The sequence below is a fragment of the Methylobacterium sp. CM6247 genome (genome assembly GCF_054817925.1).
This window is the reverse complement of record NZ_JBTXKX010000003.1, coordinates 2471172-2487500: the sequence shown is the minus strand read 5'-3', so window position 1 is coordinate 2487500 and position 16329 is coordinate 2471172. Positions and strand designations below refer to the sequence as shown.

The 16329-nt window shown below is 65.9% G+C and carries 14 protein-coding genes and 1 other RNA gene (1 of these 15 cut by a window edge); 5 read left to right on the top strand and 10 right to left on the bottom strand.

Annotated elements, in window-relative coordinates:
* The 4 genes from paoC to ssrA form a co-directional block, all read right to left on the bottom strand.
* Positions 1–1868 carry the 5' portion of an aldehyde oxidoreductase molybdenum-binding subunit PaoC gene (gene paoC / locus ACYQOP_RS12430; protein ID WP_461222554.1) on the bottom strand. It extends 340 nt beyond the left edge of the window, so 1868 of the gene's 2208 nt are visible here — the first part of the coding sequence; it begins with the start codon at positions 1866–1868; the stop codon falls past the left edge of the window.
* 3 nt (positions 1869–1871) lie between these two features.
* Positions 1872–2822 (bottom strand): FAD binding domain-containing protein, encoded by a 951-nt coding sequence (locus ACYQOP_RS12425; protein ID WP_461222553.1) that lies wholly within the window; start codon positions 2820–2822, stop codon positions 1872–1874.
* Entirely contained in the window at positions 2819–3454 is a 636-nt protein-coding gene (gene paoA, locus ACYQOP_RS12420) for an aldehyde dehydrogenase iron-sulfur subunit PaoA (RefSeq protein ID WP_056425956.1), read from the bottom strand. The genes ACYQOP_RS12425 and paoA overlap by 4 nt, the downstream gene beginning before the upstream one ends.
* A gap of 369 nt (positions 3455–3823) precedes the next feature.
* Positions 3824–4151, bottom strand: a transfer-messenger RNA (tmRNA) gene (gene ssrA / locus ACYQOP_RS12415).
* Between the two features lie 153 nt (positions 4152–4304).
* Here ssrA and ACYQOP_RS12410 point away from each other — a divergent pair.
* Complete coding sequence (locus ACYQOP_RS12410; protein ID WP_461222552.1) at positions 4305–4874, top strand: ClpP family protease; 570 nt, start codon at positions 4305–4307, stop codon at positions 4872–4874.
* 134 nt (positions 4875–5008) lie between these two features.
* Here ACYQOP_RS12410 and ACYQOP_RS12405 read toward each other — a convergent pair whose 3' ends face one another.
* Positions 5009–7768 carry a molybdopterin-dependent oxidoreductase gene (locus ACYQOP_RS12405; RefSeq protein ID WP_461222551.1) on the bottom strand — a complete coding sequence of 920 codons (2760 nt, stop codon included), beginning with the start codon at positions 7766–7768 and terminating at the stop codon, positions 5009–5011.
* Entirely contained in the window at positions 7765–8592 is an 828-nt protein-coding gene (locus ACYQOP_RS12400; protein ID WP_461222550.1) for an FAD binding domain-containing protein, read from the bottom strand. The genes ACYQOP_RS12405 and ACYQOP_RS12400 overlap by 4 nt, the downstream gene beginning before the upstream one ends.
* A 224-nt stretch (positions 8593–8816) precedes the next feature.
* Between ACYQOP_RS12400 and ACYQOP_RS12395 the strand changes: the two genes are divergently transcribed.
* Positions 8817–9689 carry a DUF6925 family protein gene (locus tag ACYQOP_RS12395; RefSeq protein WP_461222549.1) on the top strand — a complete coding sequence of 291 codons (873 nt, stop codon included), beginning with the start codon at positions 8817–8819 and terminating at the stop codon, positions 9687–9689.
* Positions 9690–9719: 30 nt separating this feature from the next.
* Here ACYQOP_RS12395 and ACYQOP_RS12390 read toward each other — a convergent pair whose 3' ends face one another.
* From ACYQOP_RS12390 to ACYQOP_RS12375, 4 genes are read right to left on the bottom strand one after another with little or no spacing between them, the layout of a single operon-like run.
* On the bottom strand, positions 9720–10568 hold the full coding sequence (locus ACYQOP_RS12390) for an alpha/beta hydrolase (protein ID WP_461222548.1): 849 nt from the start codon (positions 10566–10568) through the stop codon (positions 9720–9722).
* Entirely contained in the window at positions 10565–11344 is a 780-nt protein-coding gene (locus tag ACYQOP_RS12385; RefSeq protein ID WP_461222547.1) for an ABC transporter ATP-binding protein, read from the bottom strand. The genes ACYQOP_RS12390 and ACYQOP_RS12385 overlap by 4 nt, the downstream gene beginning before the upstream one ends.
* On the bottom strand, positions 11337–12182 hold the full coding sequence (locus ACYQOP_RS12380) for an ABC transporter permease (protein WP_461222545.1): 846 nt from the start codon (positions 12180–12182) through the stop codon (positions 11337–11339). Before ACYQOP_RS12380 ends, ACYQOP_RS12385 begins: the two co-directional genes overlap by 8 nt.
* Positions 12179–13126: an ABC transporter substrate-binding protein gene (locus ACYQOP_RS12375; RefSeq protein ID WP_461222544.1), complete on the bottom strand. Its 948-nt coding sequence runs from the start codon at positions 13124–13126 to the stop codon at positions 12179–12181. The genes ACYQOP_RS12380 and ACYQOP_RS12375 overlap by 4 nt, the downstream gene beginning before the upstream one ends.
* Before the next feature lie 403 nt (positions 13127–13529).
* On the opposite strand from ACYQOP_RS12375, the gene ACYQOP_RS12370 reads away from it, so the two are divergent.
* The 3 genes from ACYQOP_RS12370 (at position 13530) to ACYQOP_RS12360 (ending at position 16272) form a co-directional block, all read left to right on the top strand.
* Complete coding sequence (locus ACYQOP_RS12370) at positions 13530–14432, top strand: LysR family transcriptional regulator (RefSeq protein WP_207411728.1); 903 nt, start codon at positions 13530–13532, stop codon at positions 14430–14432.
* Between the two features lie 248 nt (positions 14433–14680).
* On the top strand, positions 14681–15427 hold the full coding sequence (locus tag ACYQOP_RS12365; RefSeq protein WP_461222543.1) for a PIG-L deacetylase family protein: 747 nt from the start codon (positions 14681–14683) through the stop codon (positions 15425–15427).
* A complete protein-coding gene (locus ACYQOP_RS12360; RefSeq protein ID WP_461222542.1) occupies positions 15424–16272 on the top strand; it encodes a glycosyltransferase family 2 protein in 849 nt (282 codons plus the stop codon). The genes ACYQOP_RS12365 and ACYQOP_RS12360 overlap by 4 nt, the downstream gene beginning before the upstream one ends.
* The last annotated feature ends 57 nt before the right edge of the window (positions 16273–16329 follow it).

Sequence of the window (16329 nt, the reverse complement as noted above, 5' to 3'; positions counted from 1 at the left end):
TTCGGATTGAGGATACGCCCAGCGGCGCAGACCGCGAGCATGCGTCTGACCCGGATCTCGGCAGTGCTCGTATCGACACCGACCTCTACGAAATGGGCTCCGAACGTCGATTGCTGATAGGTCTTCGAGAGATCGCCACCAAACTCGATCGTATCCTCGGCGACGAGCTCCCCGGCTTTCGCCGCATCCGCGAGTGGCACCGAACGGTTTCCGGAGCGGACATGTCCATCCGCGAATACGGCATCGTCCGAGTTGACGCCAAGCGCCCGTGCGACTGCCTCGCGTAGCTTAACGCAGGCGGCGTACACGCCCGAGGTCGAAGAGTTCGCGCCGAACTGGCCACCAGAGCCCGAAGAGACCGGGAAGGCTGAATCTCCAAGTCGAACCACGACTTTGTCGAGGGTCAATCCCATCATCTCGGCGGCCGTCTGGCCGATGATCGTGTAACTGCCGGTACCGATATCGGTCATATCGGTCTCGACAGTCACGACGCCTCGATCGTCGAGGCGAACACGCGCGCCGGACTTGACGTTGATGTTGTTGCGGAAGGCGGACGCGACACCCATCCCGACGAGCCAGCGTCCTTTATGGACCTGACCTGGCTTCGCGATCCGCTTGTCCCACCCGAACTTTGCAGCACCCTGGCGCAGGCATTCGACGAGGCTGCGCTGGGAGAACCGGCGCTCGGGCTTCTCGGGATCGACCTGCGTGTCGTTGCGAATACGGAACTCCACCGGATCGATCCCGATGCGCTCGGCCATCTCGTCCATGGCGATCTCGAGCACCATCAGGCCTGGAGCCTCACCGGGCGCGCGCATGGAATTGCCCTCCGGCAAATCGAGCATGGCGAGGCGGGTCTGGGTCATGCGGTTGGCGCCGCCATAGAGCAGGCGGGTCTGCTGCACCGCAGCCTCCGGCTTGCCGCCGGGCAAGTTGCCGGACCAGCTTTCGTGGCCGATCGCCGTGATCGTCCCGTCCGGCGTCGCGCCGAGCCGGATACGCTGGATCGTAGCGGGGCGGTGAACCGTGTTGTTGAACGTAAGCGGCCGCGTCAGGGCGACCTTCACCGGTCGCTTGGCGGCTCGCGCGCCTAAGGCGGCCATCACAGCCTCCGAACGCAGGAACAGCTTGCCGCCGAACCCGCCGCCCACGAAGGGTGAGATGAGGCGGACCTTCTCCTTCGGCATACGTAGGGTGAGAGCGAGATCCCGCGTCCCCCAATCGATCATCTGGTTCGAGGTCCAGACGGTGAGGCTGTCGCCGTCCCAGGAGGCGATGGAGGCATGCGGTTCCATCATCGCATGAGCATGGTCGGGTGTCGTGTAGGTAGCATCGAGCTGGATGGGCGCCGCCGAGAAAGCCCCCTCGAAATCACCGATCGACGTATCAGAGGGCGCGCTCGCGAGCTTCTCCGGCTTCCCGGTGTCCTTCACCGCCGCGAGATCGAAGGCGCCCTCGGTCTCGGTGTAGTCCATCCGCACGAGCGCTGCGGCTGCGCGCGCTTGCTCGAAGGTTTCGGCCACTACCAGTGCTACCGCTTGATGGTAATGCTCGATCTCCGGGCCACCCAGAAGCTTGGCGGCGTTGAGCTTGCCCTTGTCGAGGGGGCCGGCATTCTCAGCTGTAACGATAGCCAGGATACCAGGTGCCGCCTTGGCAGCACTCAGATCCATCGCATTGATCCGCCCTTTTGCGATGGTCGCGCCGATGACGTAGCCATAGGCTGCCTCCGACTTCGGATCGTACCAATCGTAGGCGTATTGCGCCCTGCCCGTCGTCTTGAACGGACCGTCGATCCGGTCCGTGGGTTTGCCCACCACCTTCAGTTCATCGATCGGGTTCCGACCCGCGGGAGTGTCGAACTTCATGGTTCAGGCCCTCGCTTCGGTCAGGACGGCGCCAAGTGCGCGCTCGGTCAGCTTCAGTTTGTAGGCGTTGTCGTCAGTCGGCCTCGCATCCGCGAACAGACGGTCCGTCACGGCCTTCGCTCCCTTCGGCAGCTCAGCTTCGGCGGCTTCGTCACGCCAGGGCTTCGGAGCGACACCACCGATTGCCACGCGCCCGCTTCCGTCGCGCTGGATAACGGCCGCCACGGAGACCAAAGCGAACGCGTAGGAGGCGCGGTCCCTGACCTTCCGGTAGATATGCGTCCCCGCCACCGGCTTGGGGAGCGTGACAGCGGTGATGAGTTCGCCGGGCTGCAGGCTCGTCTCGATCTGCGGCGTGTCTCCCGGATTGCGATGAAACGCGGCGATGGGGATCGTCCGGGTAACTCCCTCACCGTTCACCGTCTCGACATGAGCGTCGAGGACCCGCATGGCCACGGCCATGTCGCCGGGATGCGTGGCGATACAGGCTTCACTGACACCCACCACTGCGAGCTGGCGGCTGATACCGCCGATGGCGGAGCAACCGCTTCCAGGCTGGCGCTTGTTGCAGGGCTGCGCAGTGTCGTAAAAGTAGGGGCAGCGGGTTCGCTGAAGCAGATTGCCGGCCGTGGTCGCCTTGTTCCGTAACTGGCCCGAGGCACCGGACAGAAGAGCCCGGCTCAGCACGGCGTAACCGCGCCGCACCCGCATGTCAGCCGCCAGATCGGTGTTGCGCACCAAAGCGCCGATCCGTAAGCCCCCCTCCTCCGTCGGCTCGATCGTATCGAGAGCCAAGCCGTTGACGTCGACGAGGTGAGTGGGCGTCTCCACCTGTAATTTCATCAAGTCCAGGAGGTTGGTGCCGCCGGCGATGAACTTCGCGCCGGGTACGCGCGTGATGGACGCAGCGGCTTCGGCCGGTGATGTTGCCCGCTCATACGTAAAAGACTTCATGCCTGCCTCCCCGCAACTTCGGACATGGCATCGACGATGTTGGAGTAAGCACCGCAGCGGCAGATGTTGCCGCTCATACGCTCGCGGATCTCGTCAGTGGTGAATGAAGCGGTCGCGGTGAGATCAGCGGCGACATGACTTGGGATGCCAGCCTTGATCTCATCGAGGACCGCAATGCCCGAGCAGATCTGGCCCGGCGTACAGAACCCGCATTGGTAGCCGTCATGCTTGATGAAGGCTGCCTGCATCGGATGTAACTCGCCAGGCTTCCCCAATCCTTCGATGGTGGTGACGGTATCGCCCTGGTGCATCACCGCCAGGGTCAGGCAGGAATTGATGCGTCGGCCGTCGACGATCATCGTGCACGCCCCGCATTGGCCGTGGTCGCACCCTTTCTTTGCACCCGTCAGGTGAAGGTGCTCGCGGACGGCGTCGAGGAGGGTCGTACGAGTATCGAGGTCGATTTCGTGGGCCGTTCCGTTCACGGTCAGCGAAACCTTGGACATGACGGGGCCTGACGCATCGCGAGAAGCAGCCCACGCGGCGGAGGGACAGGCAACGGCGACGGCACAGGCTGATGCTCCTGCCATCAGATCGCGCCGGTTGAGTTCGAGGTCTTCAGTGCCATGCATGGCGTTCTCCGAACCTGAGCCATAGACATAAAATTCCGTTGAGCCATGTCGCGGAAGTCTTCGCGAAGCTTCGACCAGCCTCCGGCAAACGCTCAATGGTCAACAGCTTTCCCTGATGATGCGAATTAGCGCAGACACACCAGACAGCAACGCTTTGGAAAAGTTCTAGAGCACGAATGTGCGTACGCACACACGACCTGCTGGCACGATCAAGCAGCAGGAATTGTTGTGACGTGCCGGACGGTCTGACGCTGAAATCTTGCATGGGAGATCTATGCGACAAACATACGACAATAGAGCCGGAAACGGCAGTGCCGCGGCTGACTGATATTCATCAAATGAGTGAGATAAAGTGGGTCCCGGGGCCGAAGCCCCGGGTTCTGTTTCGACGGTTACCCTACCGCAAGATGCTTACGCCGCGAGGCGGGCATCCATGACAACGTTATCGTTGGCATTTAGAGTTTTGGCCAAATACTTGGAACAGGGGTTACCTGCGCCAAACCGGTCGAGTCCTTACCGACGCTCTCGCGATCCCTTTACCGCCCAGTCGATCCTATTTCGCCCCCATCAGAAACGCATCACGATGCGCTTTTGGTGGAGGCGCCGGAGTACTGCCCTCCGGGTCCTGAAACGTTATTACGAACCGGTCATCAAACGCAGGTTCGATATAGGCTTGGTGGGCTGAAAAGTCCAGATCCGTCGCCGGGACGTGCGGATGGCCTCACCGCCCCACCCGCGATTTTTCGCCGTCACCGCAACTGCCGGCGGGATTGGGGATTCTGATCGGATAAGAGCCGGGCATGAGTCCTGCGGGAGACCGCTCCCCGCGTAGCCCGGCCAAGGATCGACAATGGACACCTCGCCTCTTTCCGCCCCGGAATTCAAGGCCCCCGCCATCCTGCTGTCGGGCCCGGTCGACAATGCGATGTACAAGGACTTCCGTCGCCAGTTCGACGCGGCCTGCGAGCGCGATCTTGTGGTGGTCGAACTCACGACCCTCGGCGGCGACCCCGAAGTAGCCCGTATGATGGGCGAGGATATCCGCTTCGCTAGCGAGGTCACGCCTCACCGTCGCCTTGTCTTCCTCGGAAAGGCCGCGATCTACTCCGCCGGCACGACCCTCATGAGCTTCTTCGCCCGCCCCAACCGCTATCTCACGCGGGGGACGCGGCTCATGATTCATGAACGCAAGATGGCGAAGACCCTCGAGATCCACGGCCCGCTGACCACATGCATCGCCAGCCTAAAAGCGACGTTGCACGAGATCGAGACCTCCATCGAGATTCAGAACGAGGGTTTCGCCAACCTCGTCGCCGGCTCGAATGTCACCCTCGACGAGGTCATCGAGAAGGCGCCGTACAATTGGTACATCGAAGCTGACGAAGCCAAGCGTCTCGGGCTGATCGAAACGGTTCTCTGAAAACTTCCCGCCGAAGTATTAAGTCACTTCGGCGAAGAAGAGCGTAGCAGAAAACATTCAACAGCTGCACTCGACCAAACGTGGTTGGGCGCAGCTCTCTTCACCGGTACGAAATCGTCGGCAAATGGCCGATGTCATACCGGGCTGTCCCGATGCTCTACCGCCTCCAACACCGACAGGTAGATACGGTCCGGCGCAAACGGGGTCGCGGTGAGCCGTGCACCCGTCGCGTCGCGGATGGCATTGGCAAGTGCCGGAGCAACCGGGTTGAACGGGCTCTCGCTCATGGATTTCGCGCCGAGCGGGCCAATGCGGTCGTAGGTGTCGGCAAAAAAGACCTTGGTGCGGGGTACATCGGCGAAGGCTGGGATGTGATAGTTGCGGAACGTCTGCGTGACCACACGCCCCTCGTCATCGATGCGCACCGCCTCGTACAAGGCCGCACCGATCGCTTGGGCTACGCCACCCTCGATCTGCCCACGGCATTGCATCGGGTTCATGACCCGGCCGGCATCGGCGGCATGCAAGCTATCGAGGATGCGCACTTCGCCGCTCGACCGGTGCACTGCGACCCGGAAACCCTGGACGTTGAAGGCGACGGAGCGCGGCGAGCCATCTGCCTTGCCCCTGCGCACGATGGGGCCATCCGAAAGGAGGTCCGAGAAGCCAATATCCCCTGACGGGCTCGAGACGCCGTCGCGGTGTACACGGTATTGATCGGGAGCCCCCCCTCCCCTCTCGGCGGCAGCCGCGCGGAGGCCCTGCGCCAGCGCGAGTGCGGCTTTCAACGTCGCCTGCCCGGCCACCACGATACCGGTCGATCCATAAGCACCGGTGTCGTGGCCGATGCGGTCGGTGTCACCGTGGCAAAGGGAGATGCGGTCCGGGATCGTGCCGAGGGCGGAGGCCGCAATCTGCGCATGAACCGTGGTCGTCCCGTTACCGAACTCGGCGGTACCGACATCGAGAGCGTAGGTCCCGTCCGCTCGAACCGCGATTCGCGCTTCGGCGAAATGCCCGCGCGGCGGGATCGTGTCGATCATCGCCAGGGCCATCCCTGTGCCGACGAGCCAATCAGCGGAAGGAATGTCCGCCGGGGCGAGTTCGCGCATGGCGGCTGCGACGAGATCTAGGCACTGATCGAGGCCGTAGCTTCCGTATTCCACGTCGTGCGGTTCGAGGCTGTTCGACACCATCGGATCGCCGGGGCGCACGACGTTGCGGCGGCGCATCTCGAACGGGTCGAGGCCAAGGCCGCGGGCCAGTTCGTCCATGGCCGATTCCACCGCGAAGATGGTCTGGCTCAAGCCATAGCCCCGGAACGCGCCGCTCGGCAGAGTATGCGTATAGACCGCATATCCGTCGACACGCTTGTTGGGGCAGCGATAGACGCCGATCACCTCGTTGCAGCCATGATGGATCACCCCGCCGGCATGGTTGCCGTAGGCGCCGGTATTGGAGACCACATTCAGCGCGATCGCCGTCAGAGTGCCGTCCCGGCGGGCACCCATCTTTACGGCCACTCGCATCGGGTGGCGTGTCGTGGTGGCGCTGAACTGCTCCTGACGTGTCAGCTCCCATTTGACCGGGCGACCGGTGGCGAGAACGGCGAGCGCCACGAGATCTTCAGTCAACATCTCCTGCTTGCCGCCGAAGCCGCCGCCGACCCGGCCACAGAGCACCCGCATCGAATCGCGCTCAAGCTCGAGGAGGTCGGCCAGCGCATCGCGGGTGAGGAACGGCGTCTGGGTGCTGGAGCGGATGACGAGGCGGCCCTCCTCATCGCGCCAGCCGAGGGCCCCATGGGTCTCGAGATGGGCGTGCTGCACGCGCTGGGAGTGATAGGTCGCCTCATGGATCAGGTCCGCCTCTGCGAAACCCGCCGTGACGTCGCCGACCTCGCCATGTACTTCTGCAGCGAGATTAGGATGAGAGAGGCGAGGCGGCGCATCCTCACCCGCCCGGTCGGCACTGCCATGGACCAGGGGTGAGCCGGGTCGCATGGCCTCGTCTGGATCGAGCACCGCATCGCGGATCTCGTAATCGACGAGGAGCGCCGCACAACCAGCCTCGGCCGCTTCCTCGCTGATGGCCACGACGGCCGCGACCCGCTGGCCGATGAAGCGCAGGATCGGATCGAGAATCCGCGTATCCGCTGCGTCGTCGAGGGGATTTTCATGCCGCCCGGTGGAGAAGCTCTTCGCCGGCACATCCTCATGCGTGAAGATGGCCACGACACCCGGCACGGCCAGAGCAGCCGCCCTGTCGATCCGCGAGATCCGCGCATGGGCATGGGGCGAGCGCAGCACCTTAAGATGGAGCAGGTCGGGCACGGCCAGATCGAAGGTGAAGGCGGCATCACCCGAGACGATTCCCCTCCCCGCCGGGGCCGGGATGCTGCGCCCGCACGGCTCGCCGTCACCATCCGCGAGGCGTTCGACGCGCGCCACCCCCGCGACGGCGTCGGCGATGGCGCCATATCCGGTGCAGCGACAGAGATTACCCTTCAACGCGGTGGCGAGATCGCTCCTTTGCCCCTGATCCAAGACCGATGCGGTCATGATCATGCCGGGGGTACAGAAGCCGCACTGGTACCCCTGGGCGTCGAGGAAAGCCTGCTGCATCGGGTGTAATCCCGCCGTCTCACCGAGGTCCGGTTTGCAGGACCCAGCCAGCCCTTCGATCGTGGTGACGCGGCGCCCCTCGGCGCGGAAGGCGGGCAGCAGGCAGCTATGGACCGGCTCGCCGTCGAGATGGACCGTACAGGCGCCGCAATCCCCGGCATCACAACCCTTCTTGACCCCGAACCAGCCGAGTTCGCGCAACATCGTGCGCAGACATTGACCGGGCCGTGGCGATGCAGCCTGCTCCTGGCCGTTGACGTGCAGGATCATGCCGGAGTCTCATTCTCGAATTCGCGCCTGATCTCTTCGGCAAGGCTGAAGGTCATGTGCCGCCGCCAATCCGGCGCGCCGTGAACGTCGTCATGATACATCGCCATCGGCACCGCTTCGGTGATGGCAGCGGTAAGCGCTGCCTCATCCGGCAGCGCGGGGAAGACCAGGCGCAGCGGGCGACGCGTCGAGGCCGTGATGGTCAGAGCGAAAGAACCGCCTCGGTCCAGGGTACCGATCAACAGGGCACCGGAACGTCCATTGGGGCTTAGGGAGATCTGGCGGAACGCGGTCCGGCGTTCCAGCGCGGCCACAGGAAGATCGATGCGCCGGAGGATTTCTCCGGGCGCCAGGGCATTGCATTGCGCGCCGACGATGAGGTCGACGATGGCGACCTCACGGTCCGCCCCCTCCGGCGTCCAGACGAGGCATGTACCCTCCAGGGCCGTGGCGAGCGCGATCATCGGCGCGGCCGGCAGCGCGAGGCAGATGTTGCCTCCCACGGTGGCCATGTTCCAGATCTTGAACGATCCGAGCAGCGCCCGGCAGCATTGCGCGAAGAGCGGCGACGCGCGCCAGGACACCGGCAGATCGAGACGAAACAAGTCGGCGATGGTGCAAGTCGCGGCGATGGAAAGGCCACGCTCACTCACCTCAAGTGCTTGCCAGCCGAGCCGGGAAAGATCGACGAGCCGGCGCGTATGCGGCTGGGGCTCGGAGAACAGCCACGTCCCACCGGCCAGCCACGCATCGCCGTCCTGCCAATCGGCCAAGTCGAGGCGAGTCCTCGGCGTGGCGACGGCGCCGACTGAATTCAGGTCCATCCTCGAAATCCATGAATGATCAGGCCGAGAGACTGCCCGGTCGAGACGACGATGGGAAGCGCCCGGCGAGGGCGAACGCGTCGGGTCCGCAGCAATTTCAGTGCCGCCTGTGATCGCGTCTCGCGCACGACGCTCCGCCCCGGTAATCTGCTGCGATGGAGCTACTCACCGACGCGTTTCTCACGACAAGGCGCTCACCGGGCGCAACCTTCGGGAGCCCCGTCATGGATCTGATGGCGAAGGCGCTCGAAGATCCCTCCACGACTTGGAGTTTCGGCAGTTTCGGCGCGGTTGCTAGCTTTCTCCGGGACCCGGCTGAAGAAGCGCGGTCCCTGCCGGACGCGCGGATGGGTCTGACCACGACACGGGGAGCCATCGCCCTCGACCCAGACGCCGACTGTCGACCAGTGGCTTACGAAACAGGATTCGCCTTCGGCTGGAGTCATGCCGTAGCCCTATGCCTGCCCGATGATGCCTGCGCCATGAATAGACGGTCGGTCGTCACCGAACTCGGCCCCGATCACCATGCAGCAAAACCCGAGGACAGCGATGGTTTATTGTTCGATCTCGGTCTGAACCTACTCGCTGTCGATGCCTGTATTCGGACGAACGATCCCGGGACGATCGCACTGCTTAGAAGGGCCGCCGGAGAGAACCTATTCGGACCCGGCGATCCCATCGCCGCTCAGCTCGTCGCCGCCGGTCCTCATCGCGTCTTCGTCACCCGAATCGGGCGGATCGAGGTGTTCTCGCCCATCCGCATCGAAGCGGGATCGGCCCCGGTCGGCCCGAGGACCCATCTCCTGCCGAACATCCTGCGGCTCGGCCGGACCCATCCCGCCACGGCTCCGATCCCGCCCGGCTGGGTGCCCTGCGGCGCAATCCACCCACCTCATCCGTGCAGGGACAGTGCCGGGGGGAGAATTCCCTTTCGGCGCGAGCGGCACGAGGCATTTCAGGCCATGCTGGCGCGCTGGGGCGACCCTGACCTGCTCGCAGCGAAGAAGGGGGAAGCCGTCATCGGACGCCATGCGAGGAGCGCGCGGCGAGCGGGCGAGGCTCAGGAGGCGTGCCTGCGCGGCGAAAATTCGGAGTGACGGGCCGGCTTAGGCACGGCGAGAGGAGCGCTACGGGCCCTTCCCGGCGAGCTCCACGGCGAGGGCCGTCAGCGCGCCGTCGGGGCGGATGAGTTCGTCAAGGATCGAGAAATGGTCGTGGCCGGGCAGTTCGGCGACGATCGAGGCGTTCCCGGCGCACCGCCACGCGGCGTCGTAATCAGCGGAATGCCGTCGCAATTCAGGCAATTCGTTCGATCCGCACGCGATGGCGAGGGGCTTGTCCGAACGCGGCACCTGCCGGATCGGCGAGAGCGTCTCGACTTCCGCTTCGGTCAGGTGCAGCCGGTCGTCGAGCTCGGTGTGCCGGATCGGCTCCAGATCGAAGACGCCGCTGATGGCAAGGCCCGCATCGACCTCGGGCCACGCCATGGCAAGCGCCGCGAGATGCCCGCCGGCCGACCAGCCCGAAACGACGAGGCGACGGCGCCCCCTCCCCTCATCCCGGTCGCGCAGGAAGCGCAGCGCCGCCCGGATCTCGGCGGCGATCTCGGTGAGGCTGGCATCGGGCGCCAGGGTATATCCCACCAATCCCACATCGAGACCGTGATGCAACGGTCCTTCGGCCATGCAGGCGAAATCCTGGCGTGTATTCCGGATCCAATATCCGCCATGGATGAAGACGAGGAGCGGCGCATCCTCAACCCCGCTTCGGAACAGGTCGATCCGGTTTCGCTCGGCCGGCCCATAGGGGAGGTCGAGCGTGTGGGGGTGGAGCGCGCGAAACGCGGCGCTCCGGGCCCGCCAACCGGACAGTCGGGCGGCAGAATCGGCGACGGCGCCGGTATTGTCGTAGGCGCGGCTCAGGGTCTCGCGGTCCATCCGGCGCCAGTCGCCGGATCGTGACGCCGCGCTGCTCATGCGGCCACGGGGGCGTGGTGGCTGTGGAGCTGGGCCGAGAGCATCCGGCGCACATCGTTGAAGGCCGGGCCCGACACGTCCCGGCGGCGGGCGAGGTCGATGGTGTGGATCGCGTCGATCCGGCCTGGGCTCGGGGACATGACCACGACCCGATCGGCGAGGAAGATCGCCTCCTCGATGGCATGGGTCACGAACAGCACCGTCAGCCCGGTGCGGCTCCACAAACCGAGGAGCTCGTCCTGCAGCCGCTCGCGGGTCATGGCGTCCAGCGCTCCGAAGGGCTCGTCCATGAGGACGATTTCGGCATCGTTCGCCAGCACCCGCGCGATGGCGACCCGCTGCTTCATGCCGCCGGAGAGCTGGTGCGGAAAGGCGTCGGCGAAACGCTGTAGCCCGACGAGGGCGATGTAGCGCTCCACCGTATCGCGGATTTCCGCCGCCGGCCGGCCGCGCGATTTCGGGCCGAAGCCGATATTGTCCCGCACGGTGAGCCAGGGGAACAGGCCGTAATCCTGGAACACCATGCCCCGGCTCGGGCCGGGTCCCTCGATGGGCTTGCCCCACATCAGCGCCTCGCCGCCGGTGGCCGTCTCGAACCCGGCGACGATGCGGAGCAAGGTGGACTTGCCGCAGCCCGAAGCGCCGAGCAGGCAGATGAACTCGCCCTTGGCCACGGTGAGGTTGGCGCCGCTGAGAGCCTGTACCGTGCGGCCCTGGATGGCGAAGGATTTCGACACGCCGCGAATGTCGAGGATCGGCACGGTGGGCTCAGCCATGTGAGGGGCTCCAGGCGAGGAGGCGCTGGCCGATCAGCATCACGGCCCGGTCGCAGACGAAGCCGGCGACGCCGATCACGATCATGCCGCAGATCACGATGTCGGTGCGCGAGAGTTGCCGCGCTTCCATGATGATCGCGCCGAGGCCGGTGGGAACGCCGGTCATCTCGCCGACGACGATCACCACCCAGGCGAAGCCCAGGCCGAGGCGCAGACCGGTGAAGATCGAGGGAAGTGCCGCTGGCAGCACCACGCGGGCGAACTGCGCCGACCCCCGGCAGCCGAGCATGGCGGCGGCCTCGAACAGGCGCGGCTCGACGGAGCGCACGCCGAAAATGGTGTTGACCAGGATCGGGTAGAACGCGCCGAGGAAGACGAGGAAATAGGCCGAGCGCGGGCCGAGGCCGAACAGGATCATCGCCAGCGGAAGCCAGGCGGTCACCGGCACCGGGCGCAGGATCTGCAGGGTCGGGTCGAGGATCTGGCGCATGAGCGGCACCCGGCCGATGAGCAGGCCGAGGGGTACCGCCGCCAGGGCCGCGAGGCTGAACCCGCCGAAGACGCGGGTGAGCGAGGCGGTGAGATGCGAGAGCAGCGTGCCGCTGAAGGCGTCGCCCTCCGGTCCCCCGATGGCGAGATCCACCATCGCCGTCCAGACCTCAGAGGGCGGCGGGATGAGGCTGTAGGGCTTGCCGACCGTGAGTAGGTGCCAAGCGATGCCCATCGCCACCGGCAGGGCGAGCGCAAGAAGCGCCTGCTTGAGGCTCGCGAAGCTCGGAAGCGCGCGGCGCGTCGCTACCTCCGGCACCACAGGGGCGGAGACCGCCGGGGCGCTCACGAATCCCTCATCGCATCGACGAAGCGGGTATCGATGAACGTCGAGAAGTCGGGCAGGCGCTTGATCTGCCGCGCCGCCAGCATGTGTTCGGAATAGGCCTTGGCCTGTTTGACTTCCGTTTCTCCGAGCTTCCACTTGAACTCGACATTGGGCACGGAGAGCTCGATGGCCTCCCGCTTCTGGCCGAGCTTCTGAACCGCCATCGCCACGGTGGCGTCACGGTTGCTTTGCGCGAAATCCGACCCCTTGCGGTGGATCTCCAGCATGGTCTTCACCACCTCCGGCCGCTCGGCCAGCGTGTCGCGATGGGCGCCGAACACCATGTTGAGGGAGCCCATCTCGGTCCCGTAGGGATACTCGACCAGCGTGCCGATTCCCGTGGAGAGGCTGACGCCGGGGGCGGGCTCCGCGCCGACATAGGCATCGACGTCACCGCGCGCGAGGGCGATGTGCATCTCGCTGAAGGAGATGCGGACCGGCGTGATGTCCTTCACGCTCACGCCCTCCATGCGCATGCGCTCCAGGGCGAAGACCTCCTGGGTCGAGCCGGGCCAGATCGCCACCCGCTTGCCCTCGAGGTCGGCGACCTTCTGGATGCCCGACCCGGTCTTGGCGATGATGGCCATGCCGCGATTGCAGGTGGAGGCGATGACGACGATGGGCTCGCCGGCCGCCGCGCCCAGGGTGCCGGCGGCGATGCCGAACGTTCCAAAATCCACCGATTTCGTCACGACCGCGTTCTTGCACTCGGTGGGACTCTCGAACGGGATCACCTCCACGGTGACGCCGGGCGGCGCGAACTGCGCGTAGAAGTACGGCGCGATGGAATGGATCAGCTTCAGCGATCCCATCCGGATCACGATGGGCGTCTCGGCCCGTAGCACCGACGGCGCGGCGACGAGGCCGGCACCGAGGCCGGCGAGGAAGGTGCGACGACGAATCATCTGAGCCGGCTCCGACGTGATGTGAACCCGGACAGGGTATGTCGGGAGACCGTTGCAAACGAGTGCTGGTTATCGACTATGGTGTTGCAAAATTCGCAACACCTGGCGTAGGGCGGAGCTCTCATCTTATGCGCCGCAGGACTTCGGTTTTTGGCAGAGTCTCGCTCGGCACAGCCCAGGAAGTTTGGCCCCACCGTCATTCCGGGTCGCCGAAGGCGAGCCCGGAATCCAGAACGCCCCGGCTGCTACGTCGAGCACGCGTAGCGGCTCTGGATTTCACGCCTGCGCGCGCCCTTCGGGTCCGGGCTCCGCTACGCGGCCCCGGGATGACGGAGGCGTGTTCACGTACAGGGGAAACCGAAGCCCTATGTCCTCTTGAGGTGCTTGCCATAAAGCTTTTGCCATGAAGCATCTGCGCACCCTGACCTACGTTTCCGAGGTAGCGCGGCGGGGCTCGATCCGCCGGGCGGCGGAGGCCCTGAACATCGCGCCTTCGGCGCTCACGCGGCAGATCCAGGACCTCGAATACGAGCTGGGGACGCCGATCTTCGAGCGGCTGGCGCAGGGCATGCGGCTCAACGCGGCCGGCGAGTTGCTGGTGCGCCATATCCGGGATCAGGTGTCGGACATGGAGCGGGTCCGCTCGCAGATCGCCGACCTGTCCGGCGTGCGGCGTGGACATGTGGCGCTGGCCTGCAGCCAGGCTTTCGTGAACCAGATCGTGCCGGACGAGGTCCGGGCCTACCGGGCGCGCTTCCCCCTCGTCTCGTTCACGGTCCAGGTGCGCGACCATGCCCAGGCGGTGGCGGCGCTCGTCTCCTTCGAGGCCGACCTCGCCCTCGTGCTGCAGCCGCCGCCGTCGGTCGATCTCCACGCTTTGTTCACCTGCCGGCAGACGCTCTGCGTGGTGATGCGCGCCTCGCACCCCCTGGCCCAGGAGGAAGGGCCCGTCCGGCTGCGCGAATGCCTCACCCATCCCCTCGCCCTGCCCGACCGGTCGCTGGCGATCCGCCATCATCTCGACGATGCGTTGGCGCGCCGGGGAACGCCGTTTCGCCCCGCCGTCGAATCGAGCTCGCTGGAATTCCTGCGCAACCTCGCCCTGCGCGAGGATGTGGTGAGCCTGCAGGTGCCGAGCGGCATCCCCAACGACCAGCGCCTCGTCAGCCGGCCCATCGACGAACGCGACCTCTCCCCCATGACCCTGATTCTCGGCCAGCTGCGTGGGCGGATGCTGCCCGTGGCCGCCGCGAAATTCGCCGACGGCCTCGCCGCGAGCCTCAACGACCGCTACGGCGCGGCGTGACTTGTTCAGGCGACATTCCGGTTCGGTCGATACACTCCACTGATCTTCGCTACGGACGTCCCGCCCAATCCCCCTCATAGCTGCGGCATTCACCCATCTGATGTTTCAGGATGACCGCGTCCCTCTCCCCCTTGTGGGGAGGAGAGCCGCGCTGCCCGCGAAATGGGTGAATGCCGTGGGGACAGGGAACGGGTTGGGACAATCATGGCGATGGCGCTGCCATCCTTTCACAGGGACTAATCGCTACCATGCATGCCGACGCCTTTCTCACCGCCGCCGAGAATCTCCCCGTGGCGGATCTCGATGCCCTCACCGATGGTGGCGGGCTCGTCGTCGTCGCCCCGCATCCGGATGACGAGAGCCTCGGATGCGGCGGCCTGATCGCCGAGGCCTGCGCGCGGGGGCGCGAGGTGCGGCTCGTCATCGTCAGTGACGGCTGCGGCTCGCATACCCATTCCGCCCTCTATCCACCGCTCCGCCTGCGGGCGCTGCGCGAGGAGGAGACGCTGGAAGCGGTGGCGGCGCTCGGCCTCGCGCCCGCCAACGTCACGTTCCTGCGCCTACCCGATGCGGGGGTGCCGAGCCGCGGCCCCGAGGCGCAGGTGGCGGCGGATGTGGTGGCGTCCGTGGCCAAAGAGAGCGGGGCCGGCGCGGTCTGCGTGACCTGGGCGCACGATCCCCATTGCGATCATCAGGCGGCGGCCGCCATCGTGAGGCTCGCCCAGCCGAAGCTCGGCGCGACGAAGGCCTTTGCCTATCCGGTCTGGGGCTGGACCCTGCCGCAGGGCACGGAAGTCGGCGGTCCTCCGTCGGGCTACCGCGTCGATGTCAGCGCGCATGTGGCGGCGAAAGCGCGGGCCGTAGCGGCGCATCGCTCGCAGACCACCGACCTCATCTCCGACGACCCGACGGGGTTCCGCCTCGCGCCGGAGATGATCGCGCGCTTCCTCGGCCCCCACGAGATCTTCGTCTCCATGCCGGCGGACGCCGCGTGAGCACGACCGTCATCACCCTGAACAAGGGCCGCGACGCGCATCTGGCGCGCCTCCTCGAAGGGCTCGGCCGGGGAACGCATCCGGCCGAATGCATCGTGGTGGAAATGGGGGCGAACCCCACCCCCCTCCCCGATCACGGCTTTCCCATCCGCCGCATCGACTTGCCGAGCGCAGGCCTGCCGCTGGCCCGTGCCCGCAACGCCGGACGCCGCGCGGCTTGCGGCGATCATCTGATCTTCCTCGATGTGGATTGCATTCCCTCGGGCGATCTCGTCGCGAGCCTCGACGCGGATCTCGGCCAAGCCGACGGGCTGATCTGCTGCGAGGTGAGCTACCTGCCGGCGCGGGCCGTCGACGATGGCTGGACCGAGGCGGGGTTGCGCGCGTCGGGCCATACCCATCCGGTGCGGAGCTTCCCGGCTGCAGGCCTTGCCCGCACCGACAATCCCGGCCTGTTCTGGTCCCTCGCCTTCGGTGTCCGGGCCGCGACCTTCGACCGGATCGGCGGGTTCGACGAAGCCTTCGACGGCTACGGCGCCGAGGATACCGACCTCGCCTTCCGGGCCGATGCCGCCGGCATCCCGATCCTGTTCAGTGCCGGGGGCCACGCCTACCACCAGTATCACGGGGCCTTCGACCCGCCGCTCCAGCATTTCGCCGACATCATCCCCAACGCCACCCGCTTCCATGCCCGGCACGGACTCTGGCCCATGGACGGCTGGCTCGACGCCTTCGCGCGGTTGGGCTTGCTGCCGCCGACTTGGCGCGAGGCGCCGACGATCCTGCGCATGCCGACCGCGGACGAGATGGAAGCCGCGCGGGTACCGCTGGACCGGCCTTTTTAGGTATTGGTGTAGAAGCGCTGGCGGCTTTGCTTTCAGACGTCGAGGGCTGGTTCATCC